The organism is Methylobacterium sp. 2A, from assembly GCF_009806555.1.
In the GTDB taxonomy this organism is placed as follows: Bacteria; Pseudomonadota; Alphaproteobacteria; order Rhizobiales; family Beijerinckiaceae; genus Methylobacterium.
In genome coordinates, this window is the sequence record NZ_VUOK01000016.1 from 1 (window position 1) to 18024 (window position 18024).

Consider the following 18024-nt stretch of genomic DNA (forward strand, 5'->3'; position numbering starts at 1 on the left):
TGACCCCGTGGCTGTGCGACTACAATAGCCGCAGACCCCACTCCGCACTCGGTGGACAACCGCCAACAAGCAGGCTCACCAAGGACAACCTCCTTGGAAACGACATCTAGGTCATCGACGCTGCCCGGCCCCTAGCTCCAGGGTCCGGCTACCACCCCCGCCGCTCCGCCTCCCCCGGCACCCGCCCCTGCGGCGTGAGCGCGTGCACCACCTCCGGCAGCGCCTGGGCCAACTGAGAAAGAAGCGTCTCGCGGTCCATCCCGGTCTGCTGCTGGAGGGTGTCCACCGTGTCGGGGCCGAGCGCCCGGGCGAGCTGGTCCGGGGCCACCGGGCGGTTGGCGCCGTGGTCGATCCAGGCCTCGATCACGTCGCCGAGGCCCCCCTGGCGGAACCGGTCCACCAGCCCGTCGAGGCCGCCGAGATCTCGCGGCGGCAGTCGCGCTCACCAAAAGGTTCCGCGTTCCCGGGCAGCGCCCGCTTGCAAAGCCGAGGCCCGCACGTATCCTCGCGCCATGGTGTTGGCCCGTGCCTATCAGTTCCGCCAGGACGACCCGCGATCGGACCTTCGGGATCTCGATCGCGTCGCGCTGACGGCTGCCGTGGTCAGCGACGACGGGGACGCGCTGCCGCCCGGGACGGAGGGCACCATCGTCAGCGTCTACCGCGACGGGGAGGCCTACGTCGTCGAGTTTCCCACGCCGCTCGGCGCCCTGGCGACGGTTCGGCCCGGCGATCTGAAGCTCATCGAACGCGCCCCGATGTGACAACGGACGTCGCCGCCGTCGTCTGGACCGTCGAACGGCCCAAGATCGTCGGTTATCTGCTCAATCCTGCGCACACGGACGGCGCCTCCAAGGCGAAGTATCTTCTCGCGTTCGGCTACACGGCCGAGGCACCGGAGCGGCTGGCCGACGATCTGGTGAGCCACGCCGTCGCCCATTGGCCGGGGCGTCGGATGCTGCCCCCGCTTGGGAGACCGCGGTTGATCTTCGAAGGGCCTGTGCAGGCACCGGATGGTCGTCGCGTGTCGCTGCGGAGCGTCTGGGAGGAGACCACACCCGTGCAGATGCGCTTCCTTACCGCCTATCCGTGGAAGGCCTGAGCGCTACCACCCCCGCCGCTCATCTTCCCCCGGCATCCGCCCCTGCGGCGTGAGCGCGTGCACCACCTCCGGCAGCGCCTGGGCGAGCTGCGACAGCAGCGTCTCGCGGTCCATCCCGGTCTGGCTCTGGAGGGTGTCCACCGTGTCGGGGCCGAGCGCCCGGGCGAGCTGGTCCGGGGCCACCGGGCGGTTGGCGCCGTGACCGATCCAGGACTCGATCACGTCGCCGAGGCCCCCCTGGCGGAAGCGATCCACCAGCCCGTCGAGGCCGCCGAGATCCCCGCCGACATCCCCTTGCCCCGCCGGCGCGGCGCGGCTCGGGGCCGGGGCGTCGCCGGGGCCGTCGAGCATGCCGGACAGGTCCGAAAAATCGCCGGGCGGCAGGGACGGATGGACGGTGCCGTCCGGGCCGCTGTCGCGGCGGCCGCCATACTGATCCCAGCCGCCGATATCGCCGGTCTCGTCGGGCCGGCGTCCGCCGGCATCGGCGGGGTGCTGGCCGGGATCGCGGCTATAGGGTCCGGCACCGCCGGAGCGGTCGGCCTCGGGGCCGGGCTCGCCCTGGCGCCCGCGCCCAAAAATGTCGCCGAAGCCGCCGCTCGCGCCCTTGGCGAGGAGCAGCATCAGCAGGGCCTTCACCAGGGGCGACATCCCGCCGGCGCCGCCCTTCTGCCCGCCGAACACCTGTCCGAGCACGCCGCCGATCGCCGATTCGAGCAGTCCCATGCGCCCCTCCCCGGTGCCCGCAGCGGGCCCGGGCGAACAACCGGCGAGGTGCGGGGTCGGTTGCCTCGCGGGGGCGGTGGTCCGTCGCTTCATTGGACAGGCACGCGCCCCCCGCGTCTCCCCCTCCCCCCTCTGCGGGGGAGGGTGGCCCCTGCGTCAGCAGGGGTCGGGAGAGGGGAGCGACGGTGCAGAATATGGCTGTGCCCGCGATGAACGTCGCGCCCCTTCCGGAAGCCGGGTTCCCCTCTCCCGACCCCCTTCGGGGGCCACCCTCCCCCGCAGAGGGGGGAGGGAGGGCGCGCGGGCCGCCCCGCCCGATCTCAGCGGCCCGGGCTGGTCAGGGATGCCTGCGCGGTACCGTGGGCGGTGGTGGCGTCGGCGGGCTCGGCCAGCGGCACCGTCGCGGCGGCGAGCGCCAGGGCGGTCAGGAACAGGCCGGTGGCGGCGGCGCCCGCCCGGGGGCGCGGCAGGCGGAGCGTGGCGCGTATCGGGCGCGATCGTCGGTCGGTCATCGACATGGGGACCTCGTCGAACGGGGTGGGCCTCGGGCCCGTCTGACGAGGCAACGCGGGCCGGGGGCGGGACGGTTCCCGGAGGCTCAGCGCCGGGCGACGAGGTGGCGTCCGAGGGCGCCGAGGGCGCAGCCGGCGATGTAGGGCGGCAGGATCAGGGCCGCCCCTTCCAGCCAGAGACCGGCTACACCGGGCACGATCGCGGCGAGCGCCGCCGCCGCCAGGAGGCCGGCGGCCACGAACAGGCCGAGCGGCACGGTATAGCGGTCCGGCCAGCCCGCGAGCGCCCCGACGACGAGGCCGAGCGCTCCCGCCCCGGTGAGTCCGGGCCAGAATCCGGCAAGCAGCAGCATCACGGCCGTGCAGTCTCCAAACGGATGCGGCGCCCCGGTGCATCGGGGCGCGCGGCGGATCGAGGGGGCCTCACGGCAGCAGCGCGAAGGTGACGGCGCCGGCGGGCGCCTGATCCGTCAGGACGCTCACCTGATCCGCCCGGGCGCCGGCCTGGAGCAGATACTCCACCACGGCCTGGGCGCGCAGCCGGGGCAGGTCCTGCGGCGGCTCCTCGGCAGCCGCCTCGGGCTTCTTCTGGGGGGCCGGATTGCCACGCTTGGCGGCGTCCTTGGTGGATCCTTTGCCGGATCCCTTGGGATCAGGCCTGGCCTCTGCCTTGTCGTGCTTGCCGCTTGGCTTTGCATCCGCCTTGCCGGTCGCCGCCGCCTTGGCCGCGCTGGCGATGCGGGTCGGCTCGGGCTCCGGCGGCGCAGCCGGATGGGCGCCCTCCCCCGGGCCGGCGGCCGGTGTCGGCGCGGCCTTCGCGGGATCGGCGGGGCCCGAGACGGCGATGCGCAAGCCGGGGCAGGCCTTGGCCAGGGCCGCCAGGGTGTCGAGGACCGGATAGAAGGCCGGGTCCGGCACCGCGCTGCCCGCCGGGAAGCGCAGATCCGCCCCTGCCAGGGCGGCGGCGAAGTCGGCGCGGCAGGTCGCCGGGTCGCGCCGCTCCGCCGGCTGCCGGGCCGAGACCGCGGCCTGCCCGGTCCAGCCGGGGGGCAGCGCCTCGGCGAGCCGGTCGGGGGCGCGGGCGGCCACCTCGCGGTAGAGGCTCTCGCCGGTCAGCGTCAGCGTCCGGTCGGAGACGCTGGCCTCTCCGGCGGCGAGATCTGCCACCAGCGGCGCCGCTGCGGCCAGCGCCGCCCCGAGATCGGGCGGCGCGCCGTCGGCGAGGCGCGTCCGGTCGAGGATCGGCTCGCGGAACAGGCGCGGCCGCAGGGCATCGAGCACCCGCTCCCGTGTGGCCACATCCGGCACATGCCCGGTGAGCGTCACCGCCTCCGGCGTCCGGCGGATCGCCACCCGGTAGGGCGAGAGCGGCCGCGCCGTCAGCGAGATCCGCCCGGCCGCGACGCCCCCGGGGCGGCCGTCGCGCATCAGCGCTTCGGCGTCGGGGATCGCCTGCCCGTCGATGGCGTCGCCGCTGACCGAGACCGCGCCATCCGCGAAGGTGACGCGGCCCGTCTGGATCAGCGCGGCCAGCCGAAACGCGAAGGCGATCAGGCCCTTCGGATCGATCGCCGGATCGAGCCCCCGGGCGGTCACCAGCCGGTCGTCGACGGCCGCGCCGGCGGTCTCCTGAGCCGCCTCTTGAGCGGCCTCCTGGGCGGCGCGCTTGTCAGCCGCCGAGGGAATGAAACCGTCGAGCACGATCCCGCTGGCCTTCTTCTCGACGGTGAAGCGGTACTGCGCCACCCGCGGCGGCAGGATCTCCACGCGGCCGAGGCTGAACCCCGCCGGTGGTTCCGACAGGGCCGCCCGCAGCGCCTCGTAGGCCGGCACGTCGACGGCCTCGCCCGACAGGCTGAGCACGGTGTCGCTGAGCGCGGCGCGCCCGCCCGCCGCCAGCCCGGAGAGCCGCGCCGCCAGGAAGGCCGCCGCGCTCGGAAAATCCGGCGGCGCGCCCCGTGCGGCCCGGGCGGTGTCGTCGAGGCTGGTGCCCGGGCCGAGCGCCCCGGTGATCCGCGCCTCCAGCGCCCTGCGCCCGATCTCCACCGGACGGCTGCCCTCCAGGGCGACCCGGCCCGGCCCCAGGCGGATCGCCGCCCACGCGAACGGCGTGGCGGTCTCGACGAGGCCGACACCCGAGACGATGCGCCGGGGGCCTTCCAGGACGGCGAGGCGGAACAGCGTGGCGGCGCGGGCGCCCGCATCCGGCGCCTCACCGGCCGCCACGAGGTCGCGGCCCTGCACCGTCAGGCGGAGCCACGGCTCGCCGGTCTCGGTGGCCGTGCCGGCCGCCACGGCCGCCCCCTCGGCTTCGAGCCGCTCGGCGATCCGCGGGGCGGCGTAGAGCGTCGCGCTCGCCCAGACCAGGGCGAGCGCCGGCAGGCCGGCGAGCCAGCCGGCGCGGCGCAAGCCTCGGGCGAGGGAATCGGGCACGGGCACAAAGGTGGGTTGATCGGATCCTGATCCGAGACGACACCGCCTTTCCGGCAGTATGAAGGCCGGGCCGCGGCGGCACGTCGCCGGAACGACCGGGACCCGTTCCGGTTGGGCCTGACATTGGTTGCGCGGAGACCGCCATGCGCGCGTTGATGGTCGCTATCCTGCTCGTTCCGATCGCCGCCCCGGCCTCGGCGCAAAGCCTGTCGGCCACCGCGACGGCGCCGAATGCGGCCTCGCTGGAGCCGATCACCGCGATCGCCAATCCCGGGCAGCTCAGCCTCGGCGGCACGTCCACGACCGGGCCGTTCCCGACCCTCTCGGCCCAGACGGGCGGGATCCTGAATGCCGGCCAGCTCAGCTTCGGCGGCGGCGGTGGCGGCGGCACGATCGGAGCCCCCGGCAGCGGGCTCCGCAGCGCCGGCCAACTCGGGCTTACCTCGAGCACCGGAACCACGGGCGGCGCCGGCGTCACCGGGTTGACGCTCGGCACGAGCCAAACCGGCGCCACTGGCGCGCTGGGCGGCTTCGGCACAGCGCTGGGTTCGACCTCGAATGCGGCCCTCGGCTCGCTCTCGGGAAGCGCGCTCTCCACCACCTTCGGGTCGGCCAGCCTCGGGAGCAACGCGGCGTTCACGACCAATGCCACCGGTCTGACGACGGGCTTGGCGAATGGCCTGAACGCCGGCACCGGCGCGTCCGGCTCGCGGACGTCCGGCTTCGGGACATCCGCGTTCGGGGCATCCGGTACCGGACTCGGCCGGGTATCGGGCGTCGCCGCGGGCCTGGGCACCAACGCGACGACCGGTTCGGATTTGGCGTCCGATGGGACAGCGAATGCCGTCGATGCGGCGGCTCTCGGGGCGGCATCCTCCGGGCTGGGGACGTTCACGACCGGAGGCGGAACGGCGGGCGTCGCAAGCCTCGCGACGGGGGCGATCGCGACCGGGACGGCGGCGGGCACGGCCTCGGGCGGTGCCGGGATCGCGGCCGCTTCGACCGCGGCGGCGGGCCGCGACCTCGTCCTGACGGCGCCCGCCGGGGGAGGCGCGTCCGGCGGCGCCGGCATCAGCGGTGCGGCGGCCGCGCCCGCCCGGGTCAACGATCTCTGCGGCGGCGCCCTCGCGACGGCCTGCCTCGGCGGCGAGGGCGCGTTCTGATCGGCCCGGCCTGGAACCGCCATTCCAGGGCGGCCGTTCCTTCCGAACCGGCACCTCCGCCGGGACAGGAGACGGAGATGAGCGTCACTCTGGGCCGCGCCTCACTCGCGGCTTTTCTCGTTCTGGGTCTGTCGAGTGCGGCTCTCGCGCGCGAGGCCGGCTCTCAGCCGCACGGGGCCGGGAAGGCTTCGATCCACCACCGCCTCGGCTTCAACGAGCCGGCCTTCCGGGCCGATATGCGGGCCGTCAAGGACCAGCCCTACACATGGCCGGTGAGCGACCGTTACCGGCCGATCTCGCAGCCCTATTACGGCCGGGCTTACTGACGACGGCCTGAGGATATTGCCAACCGCGCCGGCGCATAGGTGCCGGTCGCCATTGCCATCGACGCGGAGGGCGTACGGGATGCGTCTGCGATGCCGGCCCGCTCTCGCGCTCCTGCCCCTCGCGATGCTCGCACCGGCCCGGGCGGGCGAGTTCGCCCAAGCGCCCCCGGCACCCGGCATGGCCCTGACGCCGCCCGATCCCGGCATGGCGAACAGCGAGGCTGCCGGAGCGTCCTCACCGGCCGCGCCCCCGGCCTCGCCTCAGATCGACCCCGGCGAGGGCCGGCGCCGGCTCCGGGCGCTCGGCGCCGGGTTCCCGTCCATCGGCGGTCGCCTTCCGAACCAGCGGACCGGCCCCCGGCATGAGCATGTCGTGAACGACATCTGCATCGGCTGCTGAGCGGCGGCCCCGCCCGACGGCTGCGGGTAATCCTATTGAAGGGCGCGCGCCCGGCTGTTGGCCCGGATCCAGTGCGGCGAAAGGATGTCGCCCGCCTCCGTGATGATCCAGGGTCGGGCATCCTCGGCCTCGATCGCCTGCACGGCGACGGCGAGCGCCTCGCGCAGCGTCGCGAATGGGCGGCCCAGCACCGAGTGGCCGGGCGCACGTTTCGGCCAGACTGTCAGCTCTGCGCTTCTGTCGAGATCAGCGGGCGTCATGCCGTCGCTCCGGATGCGTCGCGGTTCGGATTCTCAATAGCGTCCCCGTGTGACGTGGATTTGGCGAACGTGTTGCCGATTCGTGTCGCCACGATCACGATGCTGCGAAAGCCAGATCTCGAACGGTCAACATCCCACGGCGCCGGCAAGATCAAATTCTATCTCACACTCTTTCAAATTTCATTTGAGGTCTGAGCGGATGAACTTTATTTCATTTGCGTCGGACGCATGGCGGTCGGACCGGTCAACTGTGCGTGACGCCCGACAATGACTGTTCAACTTAGCATCACAATGCCGATACGGCGGTATGATGCATTGCACAGTGAACATACCGCAGCGCACAAAGATGTGGTTTCGTTCGGCGTCGGTCGCGTTTTCGCGATTCGACCTGCGATCGAAACGGAGACGCACCATGCGCACGATCTTCATTCTCGCGTCGGCGGCGCTCACCTCGGCCGCCCTTTTCTGCAGCCCGGCCTCGGCCGATGAGCGCCTGAATCTGACCCCGCCTCTCTATCGCGATCAGGCCGTGGCCGCGCAGCAGGGCCGCCGGCTCGCGATTCTGACGACCACGCCCCAGCCGGTCCCCGCCGCGGCGGCCGATCTTCGGATCGCGTCGATGACGAAACGGTCCCTGGTCCAGGCCTCCGCCGAGGCGCACCGCTGAGGGCCCGATCCCGGGGCGATCGACGGGGTCGCCCGGGATTCGAAGGCGCCTGGGGATGCCTGCTCAGAGGCAGGCCCACACCCCGGGCTTCAGACGATGTGCAACGCGCGGGCGGCCTCCGCCGGCGGCACGCCGCGCTGGATCAGCCGGCGTGTCCGCGCCCGCTGATCCGATACCGCATTCAGGGTAATCGTCAGCGTGCGATATCCTGCGACGCATAGATCCAGCCAGGCATAGTGAACCGCCGTCGCTAAGAGGACGGCAAGCTCGGCCTGCCGGAGACTCAGCTGCAGACTCTCATCGGCCAGCCGGCCGATGTCCCGCTCGATCATCTCTAACCCCCAACCCCGCTGGGACCGGCGATGCTTCGGATCGCCGGCCCGCATCCCCGATGCGATCAAGCTCCGCTCAATGCGAGAGCTGCGCGGTCGTTTGCTGGATCTCCTGACCCGCGTGCCGGGCCGCGTCCTGGCCCTGTTCAACGGCCTTCCGAATCGCATCCCCACCCTGCTGCAGCGCGGTGCGGGCGCGCTCGGCGCTCTCATGGAATGCGCGCTGGGCGAGACCGTTCAGATCCTGGGCCTGGGCCTGCAGGGCGGCGAACCGCTCGCGCAGGAACGCGGTCTGGATCTGCGTCGCCTCCGGAAACGAGCGCGCCGCAGCGAGCTTCTGGGCGAGATCCAGAGCGGCGCGGACATTCTGTTCGGCGTAGTCCAACCCCCGGGAGAACGCGTCCCCGGCGTTGGTACGGGCCAACTCGGTCGAGCCGTGCAGTGCGTCGGTGGTGCGTCGCGCGGCGTCGATGAAGCTGGCAAACGCCTTGCGTGCCTGGTCCAGGCTGCTCTCGGCGAAGTCACGCATGTGTGGCGGGACCTCGAAGCTGGGAATATCGGCCATGCTTGGTCTCCTCAAGGCCGCCCGTCCGATGGCGGCCGGAGCCTTGTGTGCATCGCACAAAGGCGGGCGTCCAGCGCGTCCGTCCGAGATCCCGGCTTCAGATCTCAGTTTCCCGACGGAGCACGGCATCCGCATCGGTGCCCTTCTGGGACAGGCCGACATCCGGATCCGCATCGGTCACCGGCAGGGGCCTGTTCGAGACGTCCCGCTCGAGGTCCAGACGCCCGTCCGATTCCGAATCGGTCGAATCGAGTCGGCGTTTCGACGATGGTGTCTCGCGGGCGTTCGTCATCGGGGACCTCGTCCCCCGTCAACGCGATGCGCCCCATCCGGGTCCACGCGCCGTTGCCCCGGGGACAGGAGCGAGACCGCGGCGCTATATGGCGTTCAGACGAGCGAGGAGAATGGTGTGTACACGGTCAAGGGGATCGATCCGTCCGGGCGTGTCATGACCTTCGCCTGCGGGACCGACGAGCAGGCGATGGAGAAGACCTGGGAGCTGGCCCGGCGGGGCTTTCGCGAGATCACGGTCGCCGATCCGAAGGGCAAGGAGATGTCGGCGGCCGCCTTCGAACGGTCCCTGAACATCGACTGGGATTGAGCGCGCCGCTGAAGGACTGCGCCGCGGATGCTGGCGGCCAGGCTTCAGTGCAGCTCGTAGCAGTTCGTCACGACACGGGGGCTGCGCGTCACGTCGTACAGGATCGAGCATTGGACGAGATACGTCCGGTCCCGCTTGCGAAACAGGATCAGGGACGAGCGATTGTCGAATGTCCCCGTGTAGCCGGCGATTTCCCAGCCCTCCGCGTTGAGCCGCTCGATACTGAGCGGCTGCTCGGCGGCCGAGCCCGTGGCGGTCCAGCCGAGCCAGGCGGCGATGCTCAGGGCGCCTCGTGCGGTGCGTCCCGGCGGCACGCCCGTCACAGGCCGGGAACCGCGTCGATATCGGGTGCCGGTTCTGGACGCGGGGGCGCGGGATCGTCGTCCGGGGCCGGCGGCAGCCGCGGAGGCGGCATGTCGCCGGTGTTCGGCGGCATCGGCAAACCCTGCGGCAGGCCCGGCGTCTCCTCCGCGTCGGGTGATCTTGGATCCGACATGGCGTCTTCCCTCCCCGCGGGCCGCCATCCGACTGGCGGCAGCGAAGGGAGAACGGTCAATCCCCGCGAAGGTGCCACACGGCCGAGGGGCGCTGCTTCAGGCCGTCTCCAGTCCGTAGCGCGAATCCGCCAGGATCGGACGCACCGGCGCGGAGGTTTCGGTTGCTGCGCCGATCTCCTCCCGCCGGCGCCAGACGGCCCGGCAGATGAGGATCTCGTTGCTCGCGTCGATGCTGAGCACGAAGCGATCCGGGACGATCTCGGCTTCCGGGAGGGCGATGCGGATGCCGCCGACCGACCGGTCGTACACGATGCAGGGCAGGCTGCGGTGCTCGTCGACCGAGATGCTGCCGGTCTCATTCAGGATCGTACGCGGAGCGCTGCGCCGTTCGAACATCGCTGCCTCATGGAAGGTCGTGCGGCGAGGATCGGCGAAGCACCTTCACGGGGGGTTTGGGCAAAAGATCAAATTGTCGGTTTCGGCCGTTCCCACCGTCATTTCACTGTTTTGTGCGATGCCCATGCCGAATCCGTGGATATCGGGGACGGAGAGACTAATATTGAGATAGGCAGGATGTCCGGCAGGACCGTCCCGCCCGTCTGCCGGAAACCGAGGCGGACGGCGCGATCGCGGCTGCCGGTTTGGCGACGGAGCCGCGTGGCTGGCGCAGATTCTGAGTCGTTGACGTGAACTGCTCTTCGACGCCGGACCGGTATTCGATCCGGCGGAGAAGGCTCTAGCCTGTCACCACTTCAACGAGGGTTGCCAGGAAGCCGAGGGCGATGGCGCCGATCCCACCCATGAACGCCACGTCCCACCCGGCGAATTCCTTCGACCGTGGGGCGCGCATGAAGGCGAAGAACGTCACGGCGGCGCCGCAGACGACGAGGGCAATGGCGAGATAGATCGGGCGCGACATGAGGTTTCCTCCTCCGCCAGTCCCTCGGCCCTTGAGGGCTCTTGTCCGGATGAGCGAGACCGGCGTGATCCGTTTCATTTCATCCGCCGACGAAGGATGGCAGACGAGCGCGCGATGAACAAGGATTTAATTGGTTCTGCAATGCAGAACAGAGCGCCGGACGGGGCGAGATCTGACTATCTCCGAAATCGATAGTTCCGCAGATCAGGGTTCAGGTAAGCGGTCGGGCATGTCCTGTGATAGCGGACCGGTGCGCGACGCGGCGGGGGGCACGGCTCTAAGCTTTTGTTTCAACGCGCTCTCCTGCGCCGGACCGGCGTCCACTTCGGCGGAGAGCGCTCTAATCAAGGAAGACCCGAACGCCGTCGGTGTTGAGGATGTCACGCTGATCGGCGCACCAGCGCTCGGCGCCGACCGTTGCGATCTCCTCGGCAACGCGTTGGCCTTCGATGGCGATGGCAGCCTCGGCCTGATGTCGTCCCGTGGCCGCTTCGAGGGCGCGGCGGGCCGTCCGGGACAGGCCGTCGGAGATCGCGTCATCCACCGTATAGAGCTTCCGGCAATACAGCACGATGCCGGCCTGCGCCCCCACGATTCGGACCAGTCCGTCGAGGGTCTCGGTGCGTTGGGACGCCGCGTCCGATGCGTCCTCGGCCAGGGCCGACCCGCCGGCCAGCGGCGCGGCGGCGAGCAGAACCGCGAGCAGGGTGCGTCTCATCGTCAGCCACTCCTCGACGGCCGGAGCCGGAACACCGGCGTGCGACCCCTGCGCGTCCGGGAAGGCCGGCCGCGCCGCTCGCGCCGATTACTTCCGCGCGGCCATCAGATCATGGGCGAGCACCGTCAGCTTGCCGATCAGGCTGCTGATATCCGCGCTCTTGCACGACCATTGCGTTCCGATCGCCTCGCCATCCGCCGAAACGGAGACGATCGCCACCGAGCGCAGCCGGCCTTCGCGGGCCAGCGCCAGATGATCCTGCAGCACGGCGATGATCGACGCGGTGTCCTCGTCGGCCACGGCGGGGGCGATGTGCGCCGGGAAAGGCACGACCGTATTCGGCTTCGTCTGCTCGCGCTTCATCTCGCCCATCCCTTGGTTTCGTCTCGGGATCAGGCGTGCGCAGACGCTATGGGCAGAGTGTGGCAGCTTGTCCGTGTCGCGCGATGTCGCCGATCAGTGTGGCACCGCGGCAACGACGGGCCGGGCCACCGGTGCGGTGCCGCGGCCAGACGCCCGGGGCCCCGTTGCCGAACCGTGGGAACGGCCCGCAACGAGGCATCCCTTGCGAGCGAGCGACGTCAGGCAGCTTGACGACCCTTGCGCTCGCGCTCGGCCATGGCGCCGGGCTGGCCGAGGCCGATCGCCTTGGCGAGCGCGGAGCGCTGCTCGGCATAGGCCGGGGCGACCATCGGGTAATCGGCCGGCAGGCCGTAGCGGTCCCGGTAGGTGCGCGGGTCGAGCCCGTGGCTGGTCAGGTGACGCTTGAGCGTCTTGTAGGTCTTGCCGTCGATGAAGCTGACGATCCCGTCGGGCCGGACCGACTTGCGGATCTGGGCGGGGCTCGGCCGGTCGATCTCGGCTTGCGCGGGCGCGCCGGCCTCCGCGGTCAGGGTGCCCGAGACGAGGCCGGCGATGGCCCCGTGCACCCGGGCGATCAGGGCCGGCAGCTCCGCGGCCGGGACGGGATTGTTCGACACATAGGCGGCGACGATGTCGCCGGCTAGCTCTATGAAGTTGGGGGTGGGCCCGGTGATTTCTTCTGTCACTTCTGCATTCCTAGTGTGCCCCTCGCAAGTGATTTGCTACTTCCTACCGCTGAATGCAAGTTACAAAATTGTTCATGGGGCGGCATCCGGTGCATGATTGGCATGCCCTGTAGCGCCAGCGGGCGGGTATTTTCGGCAAGCGTCCACCACATCTTGGCGGCAGCGACCCGGCGCGGCGGTCGACTGCGGGAGTGTTTTTCCCAGGCTGCGAAACGTTTCGGCAATGCAGCCAGGGGTCAGGAATATCCACGACCGCGCGCTTGAGGTATTCGCTCGGCGCGGCTGCGGCGCGATATCGCCGTGGTGACGCCGCCGCCGCGGCGTGGCATTGCGCAACCATGCTCCTCCCGGCCCTCATCCTCGCCCTTCTCGTCGTCCTGGTGATGATGTTCGTCCTGCGGCAATGGACCGGCCGGTTGGCCTCGCTGGCGACGCTGCTGGCGGGCGCGATCATGGCGCTCTGGCTGGCCGAGGTCGGGCTGCTCCCGGGCTCCAAGGGACCCCTGACGGCCGAGCGTCCCCTCGTCCCGGGGCTCGACCGGTAACGGTCCGGTAAGCCTGTCGCGGCCAGCATGGACCATGCCTACGCTCTCCGCTCCGCGCCTCCTGACCTTTCTCGTCTCGGCCGTGCTGATTGGTCTCGCCGTCGCCAGCCTGTACACACGGATACCCATGGTCGGACGGACGGTGGTGGCGCACCGGCAATGGTTCTTCATCGGCGCCTACGCGCTTCTGGCGCTTGGGGTGACAACCCGCAGCCTGTGAGGGGTGAGTCCCAGCCCCGGTCCCGCAGGCCGTCCGCACCGCCGCCCGCAGCGAGGAGACGGCCATGGCCCTGAAAACCACCTTCGTGGTCCAACCCTTCGAGCTGCATCGCAATCGCCTGCGCCCTGCACGCCAGGAGCCCGCCCAGAGCGAGTTCGGAGCCCTCAAGAAGGCGGAGGCGCTGGCCGCACGCCTGCCCGGCGCGGCGGCCCTGAAGGTCGTCGCCGATGACGAGACCGGCGAACTCGACAGCGTGGCGATCCTCGGCCAGTTCGGCGCCGTTCCGGACGATTTCGCCGAGAGCCTGCTCGGCGGCTGACGCCTTCACGGGCAAGCCCCCGTCTGCTTGTCATGCGGCGAGTATGACGCAGGTTTTTAGTTCGGCGGAAACTACGTAGAAACAACGGATAATGATTCTTGCGGGCAAATGCGCTCGCTGAGCCAGAGCCCGTGCCCCGCTATTTCATCGACATCCATGACGGCACCAACCTCGTTCGCGACCATGAAGGGTTTGATGTCCCCGATCTGACCGCGGCGCGGGCGCAGGCGGTGCGGATAATGACCCGCATCGCCCAGGGCTTGTCGGATCCGCGGGAGCGGCAGGATTACGTCATCGCGGTGCGGGACGCGCAGGGCGTGGTCCGCCTGCGCCTGCGCCTCTCGTACGACATCGAGCCGGGCTGATAGCGTTCGCGGGAGAGAGGAAGACGGATGAGACGAGCGACAGGTGCGATCGGATCGTTTGCGGCGCTCGCGCTGCTCTGCGCCCTGCCGGCGCAGGCTCAGACGGCACCGCCGCCCCCGGCGGGTTCCGCGACCGCGACGCCCGATAACGCAATCCTGCTGACGGTCTTCCTGCGCCACGACCAGTCGCGGCCGCTCGCCGAGCTGAACGCGCAGCTCGCCCGGCAGGGCTTCTACAAGGCCTTCCCGCCCCCCGGGATCGAGGTCGTGTCGTGGAACGTCGTCATGGGGATCGGGCAGATCATCACGCTGCGGCTGCCCGCGAGCCGGCTCCGGGAGGTCAACCGCGTCCTGGAGGACACCGCCTGGGGCGCCTACCGCACCGAGTTCTACCCCACCTACGATTACAAGGCGGTCGGCCTCGCGGAGCACGAGAAGGCGCGCTGATCGCCGATGGCGGTTCAGCGCTGGCCGCTGTCGCTGTTGCGCTGCGTGCAGCGCCAGCCCGCCCAGCAGGACGGCACGTCGGCGGAGGGCTCGAAGGCCGGGGCGCTGGTCTCATCCTGCCGGCACGATCCGGAATCCAGATGGACGGTCTCGTAGGCCATCTCGCTCCGCGCAAGGATCAGGGTGCGGTCCCGGACGACGCGGGCCCGCAGGGCGGCACAGGTCAGGGCGCGCGTGTCGATCCGCTCCTGCGCCACGGCACCGGTCGCGAAGGCGCCCAGGACGAGGGCACAGGCGAGGCGGATCATGGATTCCTCCGGGGTTTCCGGTCCGATACCGGATTCCGGTATCGCGGATGTGTCCGGATTTCTCTGATCGATCGCCCGATCGCCGCGGTTAGAGGGTGTTATTGAATTTTATCCGGTCACGGCTTGTCGCTACCGGTCGTTTGAGCTTCGATCGAGAGTTTCCAAAGGGCTGAAGCCTTTTGGTGGGTCGCCAGGGCGAAGCCCTGGCTGTTCGCAGGGCTCCGCCCTGCACCCGCAAAAGGTCTCGACCTTTTGAAACCATGATGTTCGAGCATCTTCATGGATCTCTGCCCGGAAATCCAGCGCGAGCCGTCAATAATACGCTCTCGCGATGCCAAAGATCTGTTCGAGACCGAGAACAAACAGTTCCGTTTCTTCCCCTCCCCTTTTGCGGAGGAGGGAAACGCGCGGAGCCGGCGCTCCCGTCAGGGCGCGGGCTGCACCGCGTGGTGCCCGTCGAGCACCGTGTCGCTGCTCGGGACCGTCTCGGCCACGGCCTCGGCCCGGCGGATATCCGGCGCGGTCGCCTCCGCCACGAAGGCCGCCACCGCCTCGGTCAGCGGCAGCGTGCGGGTCTGCTGGCTGCCCAGGCGGCGGATCGAGACCGTCCGCTCCTCCGCCTCGCGCTTGCCCAAAGCCAGCAGCACCGGAACCTTCGCCAGTGAGTGCTCGCGGACCTTGTAGTTGATCTTCTCGTTGCGCAGATCCGCCTCGACCCGCAGGCCGGCCCGCTCCAGGGCGCGCACGACGTCCCGGGCATAGGCGTCGGCCTCGCCGGTGATCGTCGCCACCACCACCTGCACGGGCGCCAGCCAGAGCGGGAAATGCCCGGCAAAATGCTCGATCAGGATGCCGGTGAAGCGCTCCATCGAGCCGCAGATCGCCCGGTGGACCATCACGGGCGGCTTCCTTGCGCCGTCGGCGTCGATGTAGAAGGCGCCGAACCGCTCGGGCAGGTTGAAATCCACCTGCGTGGTGCCGCATTGCCAGTCGCGGCCGATCGCGTCGCGCAGCACGTACTCGAATTTCGGCCCGTAGAACGCGCCCTCTCCCGGATTGACCGCGGTCTTGATCCGGCCGCCGGACTGCTCCTCGATCTGCGCCAGAACCCGGGTCATCACCGCCTCGGCATGGTCCCAGAGGGCGTCGGAGCCGACGCGCTTCTCGGGCCGGGTCGAGAGTTTTACGACGATCTGGTCGAAGCCGAAATCCGCGTAGGTCGAGAGGATCAGGTCGTTGATCTTCAGGCACTCGTCGGCGAGCTGGTCCTCGGTGCAGAAGACGTGGGCGTCGTCCTGCGTGAAGCCGCGCACGCGCATCAGCCCGTGCATGGCGCCCGACGGCTCGTAGCGGTGCACGACGCCGAACTCCGCGAGCCGCAGGGGCAGGTCGCGGTAGGATTTCAACCCGTGCTTGAAGATCTGCACGTGGCCCGGGCAGTTCATCGGCTTGAGGGCGAACCAGCGCTTGTCCTCGGCCTCCTCGCCGGCCGATTGCGCGGCGAACATGTTCTCCCGGTACCAGCCCCAGTGGCCGGAGGTCTCCCACAGGGCCTTGTCGAGAATCTGCGGCGCGTTCACCTCGGCGTAATCGCCCTTCAGGCGGCGGCGCATGTAGGCGATCAGCGCCTGGAAGATCGTCCAGCCCTTGGCGTGCCAGAAGACGACGCCCGGCCCCTCCTCCTGGAAGTGGAACAGGTCCATCTCGCGGCCGAGCCGGCGGTGGTCGCGGCGCTCGGCCTCCTCCAGCCGGTGCAGGTAATCGTCGAGATCGGCCTGGTTCGCCCAGGCGGTGCCGTAGATGCGGGTCAGCATGGGGTTGTTCGAATCACCCCGCCAGTAGGCGCCCGCGACCTTCATCAGCTTGAACGCGGTGCCGACCTTGCCCGTCGAGGTCATGTGCGGGCCGCGGCACAGGTCGAACCAGTCGCCCTGACGGTAGATCTTCAGATCCTCGCCGGGCGGGATCGCGTCGACCAGCTCGACCTTGAATTGTTCCTGCTTGTCCGCGAACAGAGCGCGCACGTCCTCGCGCTTCCAGACTTCCTTGGTGAAGGGCGCGTCACGCGCAATGATCTCGCGCATCTTCGCCTCGATCTTCGGGAAGTCCTCGGGCGTGAACGGGGTCTCGCGGTAGAAATCGTAATAGAAGCCGTTCTCGATCACCGGGCCGATCGTGACCTGGGTCTCCGGCCAGAGCGATTGCACCGCCTCGGCGAGCACGTGCGCGCAATCGTGCCGGATCAGCTCCAGGCTGCGCGGATCGGTGCGGTCGAGGAACTCGATGCGGGCGTCGCGGTCGATCGGATCGTCGAGGTCGGCGACCGTGCCGTCGAGCGCCATGGCGACGGTGCGCTTGGCCAGCGACTTGGCGATGCCCTCGACGACGGTGCGGCCGGTGGTGCCGGCGGCAAACTCCCGGGTTTCGCCATTGGGGAAGGTGAGAATCGGCATGGATCAAGCGTCTCCGGGCTCAGTCCTGCATACGCAGCAGGTAAGCGGTTTCGGGGGAGCGGCCGTGTAGACCGATTTTTTCGGCGAGGGAACAACGGTGCGGCGCATCTCGCCGCATCCCTGACCCGGTTGGCCTGCACCAGCCTGTCCTCGCGGTATGCGCCATCGTCCCCACCCGCCTGCGGCGCCGGGGGCATGGCCCAGGAATGACAAACACGAGGGACGCGGGACGCCGCGGGAACCCAGGTGGTGACATGACGCGCGGGATCCGGTCCCCGCGGCGTCCCGCGGCATCGACCGGGCGTGGTCCCCGATCGCTGCCGTCTTGTCGTCGCGGTGTCTGCTCGACGCTCCCGATCCTGCGACGTCCCGGCAGACGGTCTCGGACGCGGTGACACGCACCGCCGGAACCCGCGAGGGTCTGTGGCCTTCCAGCCGTTTGCCCGCCTCGTCGTGGACGGGTCCGCAGGTCCCTTGGGGTCGGCCCAGACAGAGGGTCGGCGCGGGGGCATTTCCTCCCCCGCCGGGTTCACCCGTTGTTGCTCCGCCCGTAATCCGAGACACGCCCCGTATCGGTCACGCCGCCCGGGGCGATGGCGGCTGAGAGCCACCGACGCGGGCACCGCCCTGTCCGGCACGCCCGCCCGGTCAGCCACCGGGCGGACCCCCGAAGAGCGGAGCCGGATCACCCCGAAGGGTCACCCCGGCACCGCCGCGGACAGGTGGCGGCTAATGAGCACAAAATAGGAACATTGTCAAGATCTAACCGGTGCCGCGCGCTTCCTCCCCCGCAGAGGCTACGATCTTCACACCTCTTCGCCGATGCGCTCTCCTCCCCTGGCGATCCCGGGCCTGCCCGGGAGTTTTGTGAGGAGCTTTAAGCATCGGGACGAGACGTGTGAATCCGCTAGCCCACACAGGGGGGAGGGAAAGACGCGGCGCCCACACTGCCCTTTGAACCGGCCGCCCCAGCCCTTTTAAGGTGTTTGCGGAAGCAACGAGACAGGGGCCAAGCGCACTCTCCTCCCCCTTGTGGGGAGGAGTTGGAGGTGGGGGTGGTGCAGACGGCACCGCTGCGCCTCATCCTGCACCACCCC

At 70.1% G+C, this 18024-nt stretch carries 30 protein-coding genes and 1 pseudogene; 13 read left to right on the forward strand and 18 right to left on the reverse strand.

The features are described 5' to 3' along the window. Window positions 1-110, forward strand: a 110-nt coding sequence (locus FVE89_RS07695; RefSeq protein WP_160533457.1) for an integrase core domain-containing protein, incomplete at its 5' end; no start/stop codon positions are given. A 38-nt stretch (window positions 111-148) separates the two neighbouring features. Here FVE89_RS07695 and FVE89_RS07700 read toward each other — a convergent pair. Beyond that, window positions 149-424: pseudogene (locus tag FVE89_RS07700) on the reverse strand (YidB family protein); the annotation flags it as partial. 88 nt (window positions 425-512) lie between these two features. On the opposite strand from FVE89_RS07700, the gene FVE89_RS07705 reads away from it, so the two are divergent. Further along, window positions 513-764: a DUF4926 domain-containing protein gene (locus FVE89_RS07705; protein ID WP_160533458.1), complete on the forward strand. Its 252-nt coding sequence runs from the start codon at window positions 513-515 to the stop codon at window positions 762-764. Next, window positions 761-1102, forward strand: coding sequence for a DUF6883 domain-containing protein (locus FVE89_RS07710; RefSeq protein ID WP_160533459.1), 342 nt, complete (start codon window positions 761-763; stop codon window positions 1100-1102). Before FVE89_RS07705 ends, FVE89_RS07710 begins: the two co-directional genes overlap by 4 nt. Window positions 1103-1105: 3 nt before the next feature. Here FVE89_RS07710 and FVE89_RS07715 read toward each other — a convergent pair whose 3' ends face one another. The 4 genes from FVE89_RS07715 to FVE89_RS07730 form a co-directional block, all read right to left on the reverse strand. Then, window positions 1106-1828: a YidB family protein gene (locus FVE89_RS07715; protein ID WP_160533460.1), complete on the reverse strand. Its 723-nt coding sequence runs from the start codon at window positions 1826-1828 to the stop codon at window positions 1106-1108. Window positions 1829-2148: 320 nt separating this feature from the next. Beyond that, window positions 2149-2340 carry a hypothetical protein gene (locus FVE89_RS07720; protein WP_246730540.1) on the reverse strand — a complete coding sequence of 64 codons (192 nt, stop codon included), beginning with the start codon at window positions 2338-2340 and terminating at the stop codon, window positions 2149-2151. A gap of 86 nt (window positions 2341-2426) precedes the next feature. Next, a complete protein-coding gene (locus FVE89_RS07725; protein WP_202130670.1) occupies window positions 2427-2693 on the reverse strand; it encodes a hypothetical protein in 267 nt (88 codons plus the stop codon). Between the two features lie 70 nt (window positions 2694-2763). Then, complete coding sequence (locus FVE89_RS07730; RefSeq protein ID WP_348644670.1) at window positions 2764-4779, reverse strand: hypothetical protein; 2016 nt, start codon at window positions 4777-4779, stop codon at window positions 2764-2766. A gap of 137 nt (window positions 4780-4916) precedes the next feature. Here FVE89_RS07730 and FVE89_RS07735 point away from each other — a divergent pair, with 137 nt between their 5' ends. The 3 genes from FVE89_RS07735 to FVE89_RS07745 all read left to right on the forward strand — a co-directional run bounded on the left by FVE89_RS07735 (window position 4917) and on the right by FVE89_RS07745 (window position 6662). After that, entirely contained in the window at window positions 4917-5936 is a 1020-nt protein-coding gene (locus FVE89_RS07735; protein WP_160533464.1) for a hypothetical protein, read from the forward strand. A gap of 77 nt (window positions 5937-6013) precedes the next feature. Beyond that, window positions 6014-6262 (forward strand): hypothetical protein, encoded by a 249-nt coding sequence (locus FVE89_RS07740; RefSeq protein WP_160533465.1) that lies wholly within the window; start codon window positions 6014-6016, stop codon window positions 6260-6262. Window positions 6263-6341: 79 nt separating this feature from the next. After that, window positions 6342-6662, forward strand: a complete 321-nt coding sequence (locus FVE89_RS07745) for a hypothetical protein (protein ID WP_160533466.1) — start codon at window positions 6342-6344, stop codon at window positions 6660-6662. A 32-nt stretch (window positions 6663-6694) separates the two neighbouring features. On the opposite strand, the gene FVE89_RS07750 is transcribed toward FVE89_RS07745, so the two are convergent. Further along, a complete protein-coding gene (locus FVE89_RS07750; protein WP_160533467.1) occupies window positions 6695-6922 on the reverse strand; it encodes a hypothetical protein in 228 nt (75 codons plus the stop codon). A gap of 412 nt (window positions 6923-7334) precedes the next feature. Between FVE89_RS07750 and FVE89_RS07755 the strand changes: the two genes are divergently transcribed. After that, on the forward strand, window positions 7335-7589 hold the full coding sequence (locus tag FVE89_RS07755; protein ID WP_160533468.1) for a hypothetical protein: 255 nt from the start codon (window positions 7335-7337) through the stop codon (window positions 7587-7589). Window positions 7590-7678: 89 nt separating this feature from the next. On the opposite strand, the gene FVE89_RS07760 is transcribed toward FVE89_RS07755, so the two are convergent. The 3 genes from FVE89_RS07760 to FVE89_RS07770 form a co-directional block, all read right to left on the reverse strand. After that, window positions 7679-7921: a hypothetical protein gene (locus tag FVE89_RS07760; protein WP_160533469.1), complete on the reverse strand. Its 243-nt coding sequence runs from the start codon at window positions 7919-7921 to the stop codon at window positions 7679-7681. 76 nt (window positions 7922-7997) lie between these two features. Further along, on the reverse strand, window positions 7998-8486 hold the full coding sequence (locus FVE89_RS07765) for a phasin (RefSeq protein ID WP_160533470.1): 489 nt from the start codon (window positions 8484-8486) through the stop codon (window positions 7998-8000). Window positions 8487-8583: 97 nt separating this feature from the next. Further along, entirely contained in the window at window positions 8584-8778 is a 195-nt protein-coding gene (locus FVE89_RS07770) for a hypothetical protein (protein ID WP_160533471.1), read from the reverse strand. A 117-nt stretch (window positions 8779-8895) separates the two neighbouring features. Here FVE89_RS07770 and FVE89_RS07775 point away from each other — a divergent pair, with 117 nt between their 5' ends. Next, window positions 8896-9087, forward strand: a complete 192-nt coding sequence (locus FVE89_RS07775) for a hypothetical protein (RefSeq protein ID WP_160533472.1) — start codon at window positions 8896-8898, stop codon at window positions 9085-9087. Between the two features lie 44 nt (window positions 9088-9131). Here FVE89_RS07775 and FVE89_RS07780 read toward each other — a convergent pair whose 3' ends face one another. The 7 genes from FVE89_RS07780 to FVE89_RS07810 all read right to left on the reverse strand — a co-directional run bounded on the left by FVE89_RS07780 (window position 9132) and on the right by FVE89_RS07810 (window position 12270). Continuing rightward, entirely contained in the window at window positions 9132-9401 is a 270-nt protein-coding gene (locus tag FVE89_RS07780; protein WP_342389964.1) for a hypothetical protein, read from the reverse strand. A gap of 5 nt (window positions 9402-9406) precedes the next feature. Further along, on the reverse strand, window positions 9407-9583 hold the full coding sequence (locus FVE89_RS07785; protein ID WP_160533473.1) for a hypothetical protein: 177 nt from the start codon (window positions 9581-9583) through the stop codon (window positions 9407-9409). 97 nt (window positions 9584-9680) lie between these two features. After that, window positions 9681-9980: a PilZ domain-containing protein gene (locus FVE89_RS07790; protein WP_160533474.1), complete on the reverse strand. Its 300-nt coding sequence runs from the start codon at window positions 9978-9980 to the stop codon at window positions 9681-9683. A 340-nt stretch (window positions 9981-10320) separates the two neighbouring features. Further along, window positions 10321-10503 (reverse strand): hypothetical protein, encoded by a 183-nt coding sequence (locus FVE89_RS07795; RefSeq protein ID WP_160533475.1) that lies wholly within the window; start codon window positions 10501-10503, stop codon window positions 10321-10323. 340 nt (window positions 10504-10843) lie between these two features. Next, window positions 10844-11221 (reverse strand): hypothetical protein, encoded by a 378-nt coding sequence (locus FVE89_RS07800; RefSeq protein ID WP_160533476.1) that lies wholly within the window; start codon window positions 11219-11221, stop codon window positions 10844-10846. An 87-nt stretch (window positions 11222-11308) separates the two neighbouring features. Beyond that, window positions 11309-11584, reverse strand: a complete 276-nt coding sequence (locus tag FVE89_RS07805) for a hypothetical protein (protein ID WP_160533554.1) — start codon at window positions 11582-11584, stop codon at window positions 11309-11311. Between the two features lie 218 nt (window positions 11585-11802). Beyond that, the gene (locus tag FVE89_RS07810; protein ID WP_160533477.1) at window positions 11803-12270 is read right to left on the reverse strand and encodes a MucR family transcriptional regulator; all 468 of its coding nucleotides are present in this window, start codon (window positions 12268-12270) and stop codon (window positions 11803-11805) included. Window positions 12271-12608: 338 nt separating this feature from the next. On the opposite strand from FVE89_RS07810, the gene FVE89_RS07815 reads away from it, so the two are divergent. The 5 genes from FVE89_RS07815 (at window position 12609) to FVE89_RS07835 (ending at window position 14166) form a co-directional block, all read left to right on the forward strand. Then, window positions 12609-12815: a hypothetical protein gene (locus FVE89_RS07815; protein ID WP_160533478.1), complete on the forward strand. Its 207-nt coding sequence runs from the start codon at window positions 12609-12611 to the stop codon at window positions 12813-12815. 34 nt (window positions 12816-12849) lie between these two features. Continuing rightward, the gene (locus FVE89_RS07820; protein WP_050731805.1) at window positions 12850-13035 is read left to right on the forward strand and encodes a hypothetical protein; all 186 of its coding nucleotides are present in this window, start codon (window positions 12850-12852) and stop codon (window positions 13033-13035) included. 64 nt (window positions 13036-13099) lie between these two features. After that, window positions 13100-13354, forward strand: coding sequence for a hypothetical protein (locus FVE89_RS07825; protein WP_160533479.1), 255 nt, complete (start codon window positions 13100-13102; stop codon window positions 13352-13354). Between the two features lie 131 nt (window positions 13355-13485). Next, window positions 13486-13719 carry a hypothetical protein gene (locus FVE89_RS07830; protein WP_160533480.1) on the forward strand — a complete coding sequence of 78 codons (234 nt, stop codon included), beginning with the start codon at window positions 13486-13488 and terminating at the stop codon, window positions 13717-13719. Between the two features lie 27 nt (window positions 13720-13746). After that, window positions 13747-14166 carry a hypothetical protein gene (locus FVE89_RS07835; protein ID WP_160533481.1) on the forward strand — a complete coding sequence of 140 codons (420 nt, stop codon included), beginning with the start codon at window positions 13747-13749 and terminating at the stop codon, window positions 14164-14166. A 14-nt stretch (window positions 14167-14180) separates the two neighbouring features. Here FVE89_RS07835 and FVE89_RS07840 read toward each other — a convergent pair whose 3' ends face one another. Then, entirely contained in the window at window positions 14181-14474 is a 294-nt protein-coding gene (locus FVE89_RS07840; RefSeq protein ID WP_160533482.1) for a hypothetical protein, read from the reverse strand. Between the two features lie 425 nt (window positions 14475-14899). Further along, on the reverse strand, window positions 14900-16927 hold the full coding sequence (gene thrS / locus FVE89_RS07850; protein ID WP_160533484.1) for a threonine--tRNA ligase: 2028 nt from the start codon (window positions 16925-16927) through the stop codon (window positions 14900-14902). Window positions 16928-18024 lie beyond the last annotated feature (1097 nt).

Excerpts from the sequence above, each read along its gene's own strand:
- FVE89_RS07795 (WP_160533475.1), bottom strand. The coding sequence starts at position 10,503 with ATGTCGCGCCCGATCTATCTCGCCATTGCCCTCGTCGTCTGCGGCGCC.
- FVE89_RS07715 (WP_160533460.1), bottom strand. The coding sequence starts at position 1,828 with ATGGGACTGCTCGAATCGGCGATCGGCGGCGTGCTCGGACAGGTGTTC.
- FVE89_RS07720 (WP_246730540.1), bottom strand. The coding sequence starts at position 2,340 with ATGACCGACCGACGATCGCGCCCGATACGCGCCACGCTCCGCCTGCCG.
- FVE89_RS07800 (WP_160533476.1), bottom strand. The coding sequence starts at position 11,221 with ATGAGACGCACCCTGCTCGCGGTTCTGCTCGCCGCCGCGCCGCTGGCC.
- FVE89_RS07815 (WP_160533478.1), top strand. The coding sequence starts at position 12,609 with ATGCTCCTCCCGGCCCTCATCCTCGCCCTTCTCGTCGTCCTGGTGATG.
- FVE89_RS07840 (WP_160533482.1), bottom strand. The coding sequence starts at position 14,474 with ATGATCCGCCTCGCCTGTGCCCTCGTCCTGGGCGCCTTCGCGACCGGT.
- FVE89_RS07725 (WP_202130670.1), bottom strand. The coding sequence starts at position 2,693 with ATGCTGCTGCTTGCCGGATTCTGGCCCGGACTCACCGGGGCGGGAGCG.
- FVE89_RS07770 (WP_160533471.1), bottom strand. The coding sequence starts at position 8,778 with ATGACGAACGCCCGCGAGACACCATCGTCGAAACGCCGACTCGATTCG.
- thrS (WP_160533484.1), bottom strand. The coding sequence starts at position 16,927 with ATGCCGATTCTCACCTTCCCCAATGGCGAAACCCGGGAGTTTGCCGCC.
- FVE89_RS07825 (WP_160533479.1), top strand. The coding sequence starts at position 13,100 with ATGGCCCTGAAAACCACCTTCGTGGTCCAACCCTTCGAGCTGCATCGC.
- FVE89_RS07745 (WP_160533466.1), top strand. The coding sequence starts at position 6,342 with ATGCGTCTGCGATGCCGGCCCGCTCTCGCGCTCCTGCCCCTCGCGATG.
- FVE89_RS07755 (WP_160533468.1), top strand. The coding sequence starts at position 7,335 with ATGCGCACGATCTTCATTCTCGCGTCGGCGGCGCTCACCTCGGCCGCC.
- FVE89_RS07820 (WP_050731805.1), top strand. The coding sequence starts at position 12,850 with ATGCCTACGCTCTCCGCTCCGCGCCTCCTGACCTTTCTCGTCTCGGCC.
- FVE89_RS07760 (WP_160533469.1), bottom strand. The coding sequence starts at position 7,921 with ATGATCGAGCGGGACATCGGCCGGCTGGCCGATGAGAGTCTGCAGCTG.
- FVE89_RS07740 (WP_160533465.1), top strand. The coding sequence starts at position 6,014 with ATGAGCGTCACTCTGGGCCGCGCCTCACTCGCGGCTTTTCTCGTTCTG.
- FVE89_RS07735 (WP_160533464.1), top strand. The coding sequence starts at position 4,917 with ATGCGCGCGTTGATGGTCGCTATCCTGCTCGTTCCGATCGCCGCCCCG.
- FVE89_RS07750 (WP_160533467.1), bottom strand. The coding sequence starts at position 6,922 with ATGACGCCCGCTGATCTCGACAGAAGCGCAGAGCTGACAGTCTGGCCG.
- FVE89_RS07805 (WP_160533554.1), bottom strand. The coding sequence starts at position 11,584 with ATGAAGCGCGAGCAGACGAAGCCGAATACGGTCGTGCCTTTCCCGGCG.
- FVE89_RS07790 (WP_160533474.1), bottom strand. The coding sequence starts at position 9,980 with ATGTTCGAACGGCGCAGCGCTCCGCGTACGATCCTGAATGAGACCGGC.
- FVE89_RS07705 (WP_160533458.1), top strand. The coding sequence starts at position 513 with ATGGTGTTGGCCCGTGCCTATCAGTTCCGCCAGGACGACCCGCGATCG.
- FVE89_RS07785 (WP_160533473.1), bottom strand. The coding sequence starts at position 9,583 with ATGTCGGATCCAAGATCACCCGACGCGGAGGAGACGCCGGGCCTGCCG.
- FVE89_RS07835 (WP_160533481.1), top strand. The coding sequence starts at position 13,747 with ATGAGACGAGCGACAGGTGCGATCGGATCGTTTGCGGCGCTCGCGCTG.
- FVE89_RS07765 (WP_160533470.1), bottom strand. The coding sequence starts at position 8,486 with ATGGCCGATATTCCCAGCTTCGAGGTCCCGCCACACATGCGTGACTTC.